General features: G+C 60.1%; 11 protein-coding genes and 2 pseudogenes. 7 read left to right on the forward strand and 6 right to left on the reverse strand.

Annotated features, from left to right (window positions below):
• Window positions 1–465: hypothetical protein (locus BUA54_RS17835; RefSeq protein WP_143155496.1), on the reverse strand; the 465-nt coding region annotated here is incomplete at its 3' end.
• A 474-nt stretch (window positions 466–939) separates the two neighbouring features.
• Between BUA54_RS17835 and BUA54_RS17840 the strand changes: the two genes are divergently transcribed.
• Window positions 940–1,236 carry a PRC-barrel domain-containing protein gene (locus tag BUA54_RS17840; protein WP_072858629.1) on the forward strand — a complete coding sequence of 99 codons (297 nt, stop codon included), beginning with the start codon at window positions 940–942 and terminating at the stop codon, window positions 1,234–1,236.
• A gap of 696 nt (window positions 1,237–1,932) precedes the next feature.
• A complete protein-coding gene (locus tag BUA54_RS17845; protein WP_072858630.1) occupies window positions 1,933–3,345 on the forward strand; it encodes a sensor histidine kinase in 1,413 nt (470 codons plus the stop codon).
• Window positions 3,346–3,677: 332 nt separating this feature from the next.
• Here BUA54_RS17845 and BUA54_RS17850 read toward each other — a convergent pair whose 3' ends face one another.
• Window positions 3,678–4,130, reverse strand: a complete 453-nt coding sequence (locus tag BUA54_RS17850) for a hypothetical protein (protein ID WP_178352783.1) — start codon at window positions 4,128–4,130, stop codon at window positions 3,678–3,680.
• Window positions 4,131–4,212: 82 nt separating this feature from the next.
• Between BUA54_RS17850 and BUA54_RS17855 the strand changes: the two are divergent.
• Window positions 4,213–4,750: pseudogene (locus tag BUA54_RS17855) on the forward strand (integrase core domain-containing protein); the annotation flags it as partial.
• A gap of 216 nt (window positions 4,751–4,966) precedes the next feature.
• On the opposite strand, the gene BUA54_RS17860 reads toward BUA54_RS17855, so the two are convergent.
• On the reverse strand, window positions 4,967–5,632 hold the full coding sequence (locus BUA54_RS17860; RefSeq protein ID WP_084114556.1) for an RES family NAD+ phosphorylase: 666 nt from the start codon (window positions 5,630–5,632) through the stop codon (window positions 4,967–4,969).
• Window positions 5,632–6,333: a hypothetical protein gene (locus BUA54_RS17865; protein WP_143155497.1), complete on the reverse strand. Its 702-nt coding sequence runs from the start codon at window positions 6,331–6,333 to the stop codon at window positions 5,632–5,634. Before BUA54_RS17865 ends, BUA54_RS17860 begins: the two co-directional genes overlap by 1 nt.
• Before the next feature lie 261 nt (window positions 6,334–6,594).
• On the opposite strand from BUA54_RS17865, the gene BUA54_RS21290 reads away from it, so the two are divergent.
• Window positions 6,595–6,750, forward strand: a complete 156-nt coding sequence (locus BUA54_RS21290; protein WP_178352784.1) for a type I restriction enzyme subunit R domain-containing protein — start codon at window positions 6,595–6,597, stop codon at window positions 6,748–6,750.
• A 24-nt stretch (window positions 6,751–6,774) separates the two neighbouring features.
• A complete protein-coding gene (locus BUA54_RS17870) occupies window positions 6,775–7,050 on the forward strand; it encodes a hypothetical protein (RefSeq protein WP_072858631.1) in 276 nt (91 codons plus the stop codon).
• A gap of 190 nt (window positions 7,051–7,240) precedes the next feature.
• Here BUA54_RS17870 and BUA54_RS17875 read toward each other — a convergent pair.
• Window positions 7,241–7,837: pseudogene (locus tag BUA54_RS17875) on the reverse strand (IS30 family transposase); the annotation flags it as partial.
• A gap of 141 nt (window positions 7,838–7,978) precedes the next feature.
• Entirely contained in the window at window positions 7,979–9,241 is a 1,263-nt protein-coding gene (locus tag BUA54_RS17880) for a hypothetical protein (RefSeq protein WP_143155498.1), read from the reverse strand.
• Between the two features lie 282 nt (window positions 9,242–9,523).
• Between BUA54_RS17880 and BUA54_RS17885 the strand changes: the two genes are divergently transcribed.
• Window positions 9,524–10,567: a hypothetical protein gene (locus tag BUA54_RS17885; protein ID WP_072858633.1), complete on the forward strand. Its 1,044-nt coding sequence runs from the start codon at window positions 9,524–9,526 to the stop codon at window positions 10,565–10,567.
• Window positions 10,564–12,648 carry a glycosyltransferase family 2 protein gene (locus tag BUA54_RS17890; RefSeq protein WP_072858634.1) on the forward strand — a complete coding sequence of 695 codons (2,085 nt, stop codon included), beginning with the start codon at window positions 10,564–10,566 and terminating at the stop codon, window positions 12,646–12,648. The genes BUA54_RS17885 and BUA54_RS17890 overlap by 4 nt, the downstream gene beginning before the upstream one ends.
• Window positions 12,649–12,660 lie beyond the last annotated feature (12 nt).

The following is a 12,660-nucleotide window of genomic DNA, read 5'->3' on the forward strand; positions in this document are numbered from 1 at the left end:
CTGGAAGGCAAAGGACGCATCGACCCCCTCAGGCAAGGTGCCACTGCTCAGACCGACAGATGTCCAGTTCAGCACGCCAGCCACGATATTGCCGATTGCCAGAACCGCCCCGCCAGCCCCGGTACCACCCACCGAAATATCGGGAGAGGAGAATTTCAGGAGTGCCTGGATGCCGAACGTATCGGTACCAGTCCCGCGACCGGTAAACGTCAGGAAGTCGAACGCTGCAGATCCCGCGTCGCTGAACGAATAGGTATCGCCGGTGTGTAGACCCGACGCCAGGCTTGCGCTGACGCCACACCGGCTAAAGATGCAAATGCCACCCGTATCCGTCAGGGTCACTGAAGAGCCGCTGCGATCGACCACAAAATCGACGGTCGCTGCAGACGCGGCCCCGGCAAAACCGAGACCCGTGACCAAGGAAAGACCCGCCATTCGAACCGTTTGGAGAATTTCGATACGCATTCTAGAAATCCTTATAAAGTTTTAATCACTCAACTTGAACAGGCCGCGCCGTTGGAAAATCTTCAAGTCAGCATGTCGCCACAATTACGACACAATCACATTACCGCGAAATAAATAATGGATTTGGGCGGAATCTTTATCGAAATACCGGCTTTTGTTCGGACTAAGGAAACAATCAAAATTAATTAAGATCATTATAATTGTTTTGGCGTCAAATACCCCGAATGTGATAACGCAAAATGCCACCTCGCAGATTCAGTACCCTGCTTGAGTTACACCAGCTTAACGAGCGCTACCTCTATGGACAGGCACGTCAGCGACGTGGCTCATCAATGTTCGACAAGGGCGACCAAACGACGTTTTGATCCACCAACCAGACCTCGCCGATTGCAGCTTGCGCTCCATCGGATTGGGAACAGCGAAGCAACTCATTCCGTTGAGCCTCAGAACGCTAAAACCTTAGGAGGAACGGCCATGGACCATTCCAAGCATACGCCACTGCAGCCGGGTGAAATTTCGACCATGAACCTCGAGGGGGCCAATATCTACGGCCCCGACGACAGCCACATCGGTGATGTGAGTCATACCCACGGCGCAGGGGCATCGACGCACGTCATCGTCGATGTAGGCGGCTTTCTGGGCATCGGAGCCAAGCGTGTTTCGCTGCCGGTCTCTAAACTAAACTTTATGCGGGACGAAGACGGCAAAGTGCACGCAACGACATCGATGACCAAAGACCAGCTCAAGGATCTGCCGGAGCACCACGACTGACAGTTTTCTGGAAACCATGGTGTCTGCCGCTCCTCGCGGCAGACACACACCCCCCTCTACAATGTACGCACTCCACCAAAACAACTCAGGTTCTGCTTGCTGAAATCGGGCATCTACGCACGAATGGATACCCGACAGCTTCTAAAGCGATGGGCCAGAAACTGGCGCCCACGGTGTGACGTTAAGGTTGGCACATCACGCAACCACTTGGGGAATCCGGGACAGGACAGTCGTTGCATGATGCGCCATATTCATGCGGCATCGTAGACAATGCGACTCTGAATATTGCGCACTATGCTGGAAAAATGTGTCGAAATTAGGGGGTCAATCCCCAACGTCTAATTTTAGACAGATGGTTTGGAAGGCGCTCGTGGAACGATGAGCACACGTCATAGTGGACGCCTAACATGCGGTTGCTTGCATTGCAGTATCGTCAACTAGACCAAATATGGCACCCAGCTTATCCGTGCGGACGGTTATCGCTTTATCCATCATGATTTGAAAGGTCATGCGCAATCCGTTGAGGCCGGGAAATCTCCCAAGGCTTACGACGGCAAAGATGCCCTCGTCATCAACCATAATAGTCAAGGTCGCTAAGTCAGTGTAAATGGGTCATCAGTACGATCTCATTTAAAACAATTTCATGTGGTTCATGACCACAGTTGATTTCGTTTGCTGTATGAAAGATGAGCTATCATGACCACGCAAAGATACGTGGCCTCGCGTCAGGCAGACACAGAACACATCCTTAAAAACCTGCAGGACTACGCCCGCGCGGTGAAGCTGCTGACATGGCAGCGGCAGGGCATCATCGCATCGGTGGCCCTACTGACAGGGTGGTTTTTCTCCCCTTGGCGAGCCGAACTGTTCTTTGCGGTCGGCATGATCTGTGAGTACGTTGATCTGACTTTGGCCAGAAAAGTCGATCGGATCGCCTCGGACAACAGACAGGCGATGAGGTATGCTTTTGCCGGCTTCATTGGCAATACGATCGTAAGTGCGTCTGCCATTAGCATCTACGCAATTTGGGTTGGACAGACTGAAGATGGCGTAGGTTTGTTTACGGCCTTGTTTTGTCTGTTCTCAGCGGCGCTTTATGCCGCTATAAACAACCATCAGATCGTAATTGCACTCGCGATCAGGCTGGTTGTTTATGGTACATCATTCATTGTGATCACCGTTACGGACCTTTTGGTCGACCATCCCCCATTTACACCGGAGCCATGGCTCCAGTTCTTTACGGTCATCTTTGCGATGTATTTCGTGACCGACTGTTCGCTGTGCTTTCTACGCTTGTACCGACGAGATTTAAAACGACTTGAAGACCTTCAGGTAGAGCATGCGCGTACAAAAGCTGCCCTTGTTGTGAAGTCTCAGTTTGTTGCCGTCGTCAGTCACGAACTCCGCACTCCTTTGACATCAATCAAGGGGTCGTTGGACTTGGTCAATTCTAGAAAATTTGGCGATGTGCCACCCAAGGTGGAAAAATTGCTGGAAGTAGCCGGCCGGAACACGCAGCGTCTTGCTGCGCTCGTCAATGATCTTCTGGATATGCAAAAGCTCGAAGAAGGGCAGATGAAGTTCGAAAAAGAGACGGTCGAATTAGGTGCGTTTATCACGGATGCCATCGAGTCTCATCAGGGTCTTGCAAAAGGGTATAATGTGCGACTGGTGGCTGATAAGGTGATCGGGAGGCGTGTGTATGCTGATACCGACCGATCCAGACTCATGCAGGTGGTCGGGAATTTGATTTCCAACGCAGCCAAGTTTTCGCGAGCCGACGGTGATGTCGATATCTGGCTTGTCGCTGACAGGGGACGGGCTCGCATTTCAGTCCGCGACCACGGAATTGGCATTCCTGACGGCGTAAAGGATCAGGTTTTTGGCCGATTCACGCAAATCGACTCATCAGAACAACGCAAATTTGGCGGAACAGGACTGGGCTTGAACATCTCTCGAGAAATTATCGAGGTCCTTGGCGGTACGATCGACTACGAAAGTACACTCAGCGTGGGGACAACGTTCTTCATTGAGGTGCCCTGTCATGAGGTTGATCAGGCCGATCAGATCAGTAGCTCAGATTGGCAACGTGCCATCCCAGCGCAATAGGACGATCTCGCGGTCGACTGTCGCGCGATACCGGCCGACTTCAGATGCAATTTTGCAGAATAGGATCCTCACGCTCAACATGTCCTTGATCCTGCGTCTTTCACGTAAACTTAGCTCAGTGTGGGCCATCTTCCGTTCTCCTTGCTTTCCTACAAGATAGAGGATTTGTCGCAACCCAGTTTAGAATGTGCCGTTGAAACACGTCATGTTGCAACCAAGTTGAAATGTCCCTCGGTGTGCAAAGTAGAAATGTCTCAGCTTCGGTGTCGCGGCATGGCTGGGCAGGGCGGAGACCTCAAATATCGCAGCCCTGAACAGCCATGCTGTTTCGGTCATTCGGCGGGATGTGATGGGGCAGCTTCAGCTTTCGCCTTTGCCCGGCGGGCGAGCTTCGAGTTCCAGCCTCCGGTATTGCGTCGGCCGTTCGGGACGTAGAGCGTCGCCTGCTTGCCCGCACGACGCGGCTTGGGGGGCGCCTTGTCCTGTTCGGCCTTGATATGCTCCAGCACCGCGCTGAGATGTTTGTTCTCCGTGATCGCCGCATGCGTGACACGCTGATCTTTGTCAAAGATGGAGTAGGGCAGTGAGACACCCTGCCGGCGGAACTCCAGGCGGTCGTCCGGAAAGGCATAGCTGTCGACGTACTTGCCCACGAGGCCGCGCGTGATCTCGTTCTCCGCCAGGATGATCCGTTGCCGCTCGAAGGAGAACGCCAGCTGCCTGCCGACGTAGCGTTCATCGCGCAAGCAAAAGACATCGTGCAACCGGCCCGGTGCGATGTTCACCGTCGATTAGAGTCCGGCCCAACCTGAGGACGGACAATGAAACGAACGAGATTCGCAGACGAACAGATCATCGGCATCCTGTGGCCGGCGGTTCCGCATCCTGAACGTGGTTGACGATGTCACCCGGGAATGCCTCGCGGCGATCCCGGACACTTCGATCTCCGGGCGGCGCGTCGCACGGGAATTGGCAATGCTGATCGAACGGCGTGGGAAGCCGGGAATGATTGTCAGCGACAATGGGACGGAACTTCCCAGTAAACGCGATCCTGCGGTGGTGTTCCGAGCACCGGATCGATTGGCACTATGTCGCGCCGGGCAGGCCCATGCAGAACGGCTTCGTGGAGAGTTTCAACGGCCGGATGCGCGACGCATTGCTCAACGAGACCATGTTCCGCAACCTTGCACATGCGAGGGTCGTGATTGCCGCCTGGGCCGCCGACGACAACACCGAACGCCCGCACTCGGCTTTGGATTACCAGACCCCGGCCAACTACGCGCGGACCCTGACCACCGCAATCACCCGACCCGCTGCGCGGGATGAAAGCTCCGCAAGTCGGGCGATTGCTCAACCTGCGCCAACCGGCGTAAACACCAACCGGGCTCCGGTCGCGGCTGGATGAAAATTCAGTGGCAGGTCAGGATCTGTGGTTCGTTAAATCTCGTCATCTTCATCAGATTCTCCTCAGGTATCTTGCTGAGAAAATTCAGCGGCCGCATCCCCTTAGTTTTGGGGAGGATTACCGAGCCTTTCAGTCGAGCAGACGAAGATTCTGTTGGCGACTTCGAAGGCCAAGTCTGCACATTCGCTTGAAAGGAGCTGGTCGCGATGTGTGCGGTCAGATGTCGACGTATTCGATCCCGATCATTTCCCCGATCGTGCGGATCTCGTCCTCGACCGATGCCGCGCGCACCGGGCGTGCTGGCGCAATCCCATCCAGAACGTCCGGGCAGCGATCTCCGAAGAGCACCAACGCGAATTCCGGACCGCACTGATACGAGGTGTAGAATATCCCTTCTGCCCAGCTCACATGAGTGTGGATGGCCTCCGCCCAGGCGCGTGTCGCCGGATAGTGAAGCGTGCCACCGCTGAGCAGCGCATTGCCCGTCAACCCCACCGCGCGCTGCCCCATTGCGGTCAGGTCTACCAGCTGCAGGTCCCGCTTGGTCCGGATTGCGGAGTGCTGGTAGGCCGCGAAGTCCTGCGGGGACACTACCGTCAGCGCGCCGGGATCCGGGGCAGCATCCGGCGCGCGCAGGATGATCTCGCAACTCGCACAACGGAAGGACTGGCCGGCATAGATGGTCGGGATGATATCGCCCCACAGATCGCGGATCGGGGAAAAGCGCGCGTTGCCGCGATCCGTCCCGTTGAACTGACAGGACCCGTAATCGCCATGATGGATCCGGTGCAGCTCGGTGCCGGCGGGCAGCCACTTGGGAAGCGGAGCTCGGAAGTTCTCCGGAGCCGGCTCTGCAAGCTTAATAACGATCGTCGCCGGCATCAGCCATGCACAACCGGCTCGATAGCCCGCCGGAAAGCGTCAATGATCTCTGCATCCGCCTTCCCCAGCAGATCCGCGGGCGCGCACCCGAAATCGGCATGCTTGCGGCTCATCCAGTAGCAGAGGCGGAAATTGCTCCATGCCTCCGGGCGAAGGCTATTGATCTCGCGGATCACCGGATAAAGGCGTCCGTTCTCCACATCGAACTGGAAGAGCGGATAAGAGGGGCGTCCGTCCCGGTCAATGCGGATGATCTCGCCGCGATCTTCCACGCGCCGCAGTGTCGCTGATGGGTTCGATTTCGACAGCCGCAGCAACTCGCAGGCGTCGACCTGATCGGCCATATCCAGCTCGGCCAGGAACCGCTCCTGCAACCGGACCCGGTTCAGTGCCGTCTTGACGGCAAGGTTCTGGCCAGAAGGAAGGCTCTCCCGGATCAACCTACGATAGCCGTCGGCGAGCACCTTCAGCTCGAGGGAGAGTGCCGCTTCCGCCGCCTCTGCAAAATGGCTCGCCTTTCGGCGCTCGGGCACGTGCTCCGGACCCTTGAGATCACCTACGAAAACCATCAGCATACCGCTTTTCGTGGCATGGGCCTCAAGCTGCTCGTAGCTCATAACATGGCGAGCGCCACAAGCATCTTCCGCGGGCCCGGCGACAATAGCAGTAAAGTCTTTATAAGTCTGCAGGAAGAAGTGCATAAGTTGCTACATCTGATATGAGCGGTATTTCTGGTAATACATATAACACAGCTTGCCCCATTTGCAAGGATTATGCGTAAGCGCGACGCCGCCCCCCTCCTGCCGCTTCTGTTCTGATCGGGCCTTCTCCGTGCGCATGATCTCACTGTGGACGGGCACAGCTGGACCGAACCCAGGATCAATGGCTTTTCTGAGACCGATCTGCCCAAGCAGTTCGACAGCGGGCGCTACAACGTCCTCGTCGTCGCCGACAGATATTAGATGGGGTTCGACCAGCCCAAGCTGGTGGCGATGTATATCGACCGGCGCCTGAGCGGCTTGCAGGCTGTGCAGACGCTGGCGCGCCTGAACCGGATCTATCCGAGCAAGGAGCGCACCTACATTCTCGATTTCCGCAACACGATCGAGGACATCTAGACAGCCTTCAAGCCCTACTACAACGTGACGCAGCTGGAAGACATCTCCGACCCAAACCAGGTCTACAACCTCGAGGCCCGCCTGAAGGCCTCCGGCGTGCTGGACGCGGCGGAGATCGACCGGTTCGTCGATCGCTTCATGACGGCCGCCCAGCGTGCCGACGAGCGCCTGGTGCTGGAAGGCATCGTCCGCCAGGTGGTGACACACTTCAGCGAGACCCTGAGCGAGGCCGACCAGGAAGAGTTCCGGCAGGTCCTGGCGTCCTTCTGCGCTTCTACTCGTTCATCGCCCAAGTCGTGAACCTCAACTACACCAGCCTCGAGAAGCTGCATATCTATGGCTCCTGGCTGAAACGCATCCTGCCATCGCGCCAGGCGCCGCAAGGCGAGGACGTGACGGACGACATGCTCGACATGGCGGCCTATCGTTTGCAGAAGGACGGCGACCCGCAAAACGCCAGCTTGGGCAAGGACGACACCGCGCCTGTGAGCTCGATCAGAGAAGCCACGTTCGCCTTGCCCTGCGCTCGTTCGAAGATCATCAGATCGCCTTCCCACTCACCGAATGTCTCGCGCGTTTTGACGTAATCAGGCCGTGCGTGGATCGACCGATCTGGCGGAAATGTAAGGCCACGCGGTGTCCGTCTGCAACGCGGCTGCCGTTTCCGGCGACGGTGCGGCAGGTAGCGCGCAAGTTCGTCTGACTGGCCATCGGGGCCATAGACGTAGGCATAGATGGTCTCGTGACTGACGCAAAGAGATTGGCCATCATGCCGCAAACGGCCCGCAATCTGCTCGGGTGACCATCCTTCCACAAGCTGCTTGATGACGTGCTGTCGCAAATCCACGAACCGCACCAGTTTGCAACGTCGTCTGCGCCAGTTCACGGCCGTCCGCTGCGCAGACATGTCGTAGTAGCCATTCAGCTTGGGCAGCTCGTTGTCGACGAACCGGTTCCGTTTGATCTCGCGGTAGACTGTCGCGCGATGCCGACCGATCTCAGCTGCGATCTTGCAGATCGGGATCCTCGCGCTCAACATGTCTTCGATAGTACGCCGATCACGTAAATTTAGTTCAACGTGGGACATCTTCCGTTCTCCTTGCTTTGCAGCAAGATAGGGGATTTGTCGCAACCCAGTTTAGAATGTGCCTTGCAACACGCCAAAAACGCCTAATGCGGATTATGTAAAATTTCCGAAAACAATATCTGCATCTCCCCGACACCGGCCCTACGGGCCCACCGTGATGCGGAAACCCGGTAGCCATTTGTGCAGCGTCTTTCCGGGCAAAAGGACGGAATCTTCCCCCCAGGCCTCTCTGATCTGGCCGCCGCCGAAGGCCATGGGGCGCGCTGTGACCTGCGTGTCGGGAAACCGGTGCCGGAAGGCGTAGTCGATCTCGATCGGCTTCGCGATGTCTGCCTCGAACCGGATGCGGATCTGGCGGGGGCCCGCCAGATCGACCGCCACGATCCTGTTGCGGATGCGCGGCGCCAGGGAAAACCCGAAGTGATCGTAGGGATGCCGCGTGTCGATCACCAGCGGCGTGTCGGAGCTGACGGTGATGCAGGCGCTTCTGGCATCCAGCAGGCCCCAGTCCTGCGGCATCGGGCCGTTCCACGGCCGGCCCCGGTCGATCTCGCGGATCGCCGTCGCGGCAAGCTCTCCGATCAGGGCCTTCGCCTCTGCGTCGTGATGGATGAAATCGTCGAGCGCATAGGGATAGAGCGGCCCCAGGAACGTGAGGTTCGGGACGCTCCGGACATCCGGATGGATCGCGCCCTTCCGGACCTCCCAGTCGTTCCCGCCGAAGTTGTGATCCGTGCCCGCCGACTGCGTGACCAGCCAGTGGACATCGAGGCCCAGCCCCGCCAGATGGGCATCAACGCGGCGCTTCATGTCGAGGAAGTCAGCCCAGTAGTCCTCGAATTTCGTCGACCGGTCGGCCTCGCCGTGGATGAACAGGATGTAACATCTGGTCATCCCTTCGCCGGACTGCGCCCCGATCTGCACCAGATCCTCTGCAGAGTTCAGAAGATCCTCGAACAGGGGCGAAATCTCTCCGTCGCTCAAACGGAATATGCCCGAGATCCTGTTTTTCGGCGAGGGCCGGCCGACAAGGCGCATGCCGCCCCGCGCGGCGGCCCGGACATAGACCTTTTCGAAAAGGTTGCCGCCGACGAGGACGCTTCCCGCGGCATGCAGGATGGAGCTGTTCTCGATGTTGTGGTCGCTCAGGGGATGGACGCTTCCGACCTGATGCTCCTCGAGCCGCCTGCCATCGCGATAGAAGTCGCCCCTCCTGCTTCTGCGTGCACCGTCCGCCCCATAGAGATGGCCGCGCAACCCCATGCCGGACGCCAACGCGACGACGCGCCTGTCTTCGAGTAACGGCGAGGACGGGCGCGGTCCGGCGACATGCGCTTCCGCATTCGATTGGCCATAACTCAGCAGCAACAGCGGGTTTCTTACACTTGGAGCAGCGTCGAGCATTTGGATCTCTGTCTTTTCTTCAGGTCACTCAGAAATCCCATGAGGTTGTGGCTATATTAGGTCATGATGCTGTCGAGATACGCGCGCAGACCAGCCCTTGTTCAGCCACCGGCTGTTCGTCCAGCAACACGATGTCCACCCGTGGCCAGAACACAGAAGAACATCGCCTTTGAAACATGGCCAATCCGCCCCGCGACTGGTTATTGCCGCGCCTGCGCCATATCATGGGCCCGTATCCGATGGATGATCCCATCGTCGACATCGAGCAGGCGGACGGACGGGATGCTGATTTACGAGGGTGCGGACTATGCCGTCCGCAAGGTCTTTCTGACCCAGGCGGACCGTCAGGCCAAGGACATCGCACCACCGGCCGGCGCGGCGGAGGGCGGTCCGGTCGTCGTGACCTTCCCCCATGCGGGCCCGCCCACGATGAACGCCGATCTGGCGTTCGGAGAGGTGTTCCTGCGCCGCAAGGGGATCGACGCCTATCACGTCATCAATGCCAAGGTCGACTGGTTCCAGTCGCCCGATATCATGCGCGCCCTTGCGGCGATCCGGGCCGATCTGCCGCCGGGGCGTCGGATCGTGACATACGGGTCCAGCATGGGCGGTTACGGCGCATTGCTCGGGTCGGGCCCGCTCGGGGCCGCGGCGGTCCTCGCGGCCGCACCGCAGTTCTCGATCGACCGGGCCGCTGTTCCGGACGAGGTCCGGTGGAAGGATCATGCGGCGCGGATCGGTCCCTTCATCCACCAGATCGAGGACCACATCTCTAGCGATGCACGGATCTATACCCTGCACGATCCGCGCAATTACGACGAGCGGCAGATCAACATGTTCGCCCCGCACCCGCACTGGACCCAACTGCGCCTGCCCTACAGCGGTCATACGCCGCTGATGGTGCTGCAGCAAAGCGGCGTGCTGACCGAACTGATCCTGGATATCTGTCACGACCGGATGGATTCCGCCGCCTGGCGCGCCCGCCTGCACGGCGTCCGCCGCCAGTCCCGGGCCTACTGGCGGGTCATCAGCGTCCATGCAGCCCGGATGGAACGGGCCGACTTCGCCTGGTACAGCTTTGCCAAGCTCAAGGCCCTTGGCGGGACACCGAAGGAATGCGAAGGCATCCGCATCTCGATCGAGCGCAACCTTGACCTGCGCCGTCGCCAGGCCGAGAGCCGGGCGCATATGGCCCGCCTGAAGGCCGAACGTGAGGCGCGACAGGCCTTGCGTGCCGAACGCCAGCAACACAAGGCTGTGTCGAAAGCCACCCCCGAAACACGGGCGCCGGACCGGACGGCTGCCCCGCAGGACCCGACCCCATGACCGCAGGCCATCGCACGCTCATCGTCACGACCAAGAACGAAGGGCCCTTCCTGCTGGAATGGGTCGCCTATCACCGGCTGATCGGCTTCGACAACATCGTGGTCTTCGCCAACGACTGCGAGGACGGCAGCGACACCCTGCTGACGGCACTTGATGCGGCGGGCCTGATCCGCTTCCACGACAACTCCGCCGTGACCGAGGGGCTGCCCGCCGATCCGCAGAACCGCGCCTATCGCCGCGCCTTCGCGATGGATCACGTCACCGGGTCCGACTGGGTCATGGTGCTGGATGCGGACGAGTTTCTCAACATCCACGCGGGCGACGGCACGCTGGATGCGCTCTTCGCCGCCACCGGCCCGGCCGACGTGATCTCCGGCACCTGGTGCATCTACGGCAACTCCGGCCTGATCGACTACGACGCCGGCCTCGTGACCGAACGGTTCACCCGCTGCGCGCCCAAGGACGTGCAGGTGTCGTTCCGCCACTTCGGGATGAAGACCATGTTCCGCCCCGGCCCGGTGCACCGGCTGGGCATCCACCGCCCCTTCCTGAAGGGCGAGTTCAAGCGCCCGGAGAACCCGCTGGTCTGGCTGAACGGGTCCGGCGCGGACGTGACCCCCTTCTTTCGCGAAAAGGGCTGGTCCGCCTCCATGGCCAACAAGGGCTACGACCTGTGCCAGATCAACCACTACATGATCAAGTCGAACGCCCTGTTCCTGATGAAGCGCTATCGCGGCACCGCCAACAGCGGCGATCAGGACCGGATCAACTTCGACTACTACGACAGCTTCAATTCCAACCACACCACCGACGACAGCCTGACGCGCTGGTCGGACCGGATCCGGGCCGAGCTCGCGCGCATGCGTGACTCGCACCCCGCCGTGGCCGCAGCCCATGACGCCTGCACGGCCTTCTTTCATGGCAAGATCGCAAGCCTGATGGCCGATCTGCGCGACGCCGATCCGGAGGTCACGGACCGCCTGCTGAACCCCGCCGCGGTCGCGGCCCAGATCGCCGCGGACGAGGCCTGGCTGGTCACCGCGCGCGCCGCAGCCGCCACCCGGGCCGCCCGCGCCGCCGCGGTTGCCGCCCCGACAACAGACCGGACAACAGACCCTGAACCGGCCCCGAAGACCCCGGGGCCCGCCGCCGATGCCCCCGCCGCGCCAGAGACGCCGCGGATCGCGCCGGAGGATGCGGCGCCGCAGTGGCTGGCGGACCTGCGCCGGTCGGATCACCGGATCGGATTCTACCGCTCCGACGTGCATTTCGGGGCCCATTTCGCGGAACGCGGGCTGGATCAGCTGGTGATCTCCTTCGACAACCTGTCGAACGTGCGCGACCCGTCGCTGGCCCGCGACAGCTGGGGCTACGACTTCTACAAGGCCGAGGGCTGGTCACATCTGGGCGTGCTCAGCGTCGCGGCGAACTGGTATCGCGACGACGCCCTCTTCGACTACCTCGAGGGGCTGGCGCGGTCAGGCTTCTTCGACCGCTTCGGCCATGTCACCCTGACGGGGACCTCGATGGGGGCCTATGCGGCCACCGCCTTCGCCCGCCTGATCCCCGGCTGCACGGTGCTCGCCTTCTCTCCGCAGTCGACACTGGACACGGACATCGTGCCTTGGGAGGAGCGGTTTCCCTCGGGACGCAGGCAGGACTGGTCGGGGCGCTACCGCGACGCCACCACGGATCTGGACGCGGCGGGTCTGGTCTTCATCCTCTACGATCCGGGGTGCGCGCCGGACCTACAGCACGCGATGCGCTATCAGGGCGACAACGTCGTGCACCTCAGGACCTGGTTCGCGCACCACAAGTCGGCGCTGTTCCTGCGCCGAGCCGACATCCTCAAGGCGCTGGTGCGGCTGGCGGTGGCCGGCGCGCTCGACAGCGCCGCCTTCTACCGCCTCTACCGGGCGCGGCGGGCCCTGCCGTGGTACGTGAACGCGCTGGTGGAACGGGCCTGTGCCGGGGGTCATTACACCCTTGCGGGCCGGGTATCGGATGCGGTGGAACGCGACGGGCGGACGAACCTCGGCCGGTCGATCCGCAACAAGATTGCACGGGATGCGGCGCAATAGGTGTCCGCGGGC

The sequence above is a fragment of the Loktanella atrilutea genome, assembly GCF_900128995.1.
GTDB classification, from domain to species: domain Bacteria; phylum Pseudomonadota; class Alphaproteobacteria; order Rhodobacterales; family Rhodobacteraceae; genus Loktanella; species Loktanella atrilutea.

What these genes read in the sequence shown, in the direction of transcription:
- BUA54_RS17840 (WP_072858629.1), top strand. Translation starts at nt 940, where the DNA reads ATGGACCATTCCAAGCATACGCCACTGCAGCCGGGTGAAATTTCGACC.
- BUA54_RS17845 (WP_072858630.1), top strand. Translation starts at nt 1,933, where the DNA reads ATGACCACGCAAAGATACGTGGCCTCGCGTCAGGCAGACACAGAACAC.
- BUA54_RS17860 (WP_084114556.1), bottom strand. Translation starts at nt 5,632, where the DNA reads ATGCCGGCGACGATCGTTATTAAGCTTGCAGAGCCGGCTCCGGAGAAC.
- BUA54_RS17865 (WP_143155497.1), bottom strand. Translation starts at nt 6,333, where the DNA reads ATGCACTTCTTCCTGCAGACTTATAAAGACTTTACTGCTATTGTCGCC.
- BUA54_RS21290 (WP_178352784.1), top strand. Translation starts at nt 6,595, where the DNA reads ATGGGGTTCGACCAGCCCAAGCTGGTGGCGATGTATATCGACCGGCGC.
- BUA54_RS17880 (WP_143155498.1), bottom strand. Translation starts at nt 9,241, where the DNA reads ATGCTCGACGCTGCTCCAAGTGTAAGAAACCCGCTGTTGCTGCTGAGT.
- BUA54_RS17885 (WP_072858633.1), top strand. Translation starts at nt 9,524, where the DNA reads ATGCTGATTTACGAGGGTGCGGACTATGCCGTCCGCAAGGTCTTTCTG.
- BUA54_RS17890 (WP_072858634.1), top strand. Translation starts at nt 10,564, where the DNA reads ATGACCGCAGGCCATCGCACGCTCATCGTCACGACCAAGAACGAAGGG.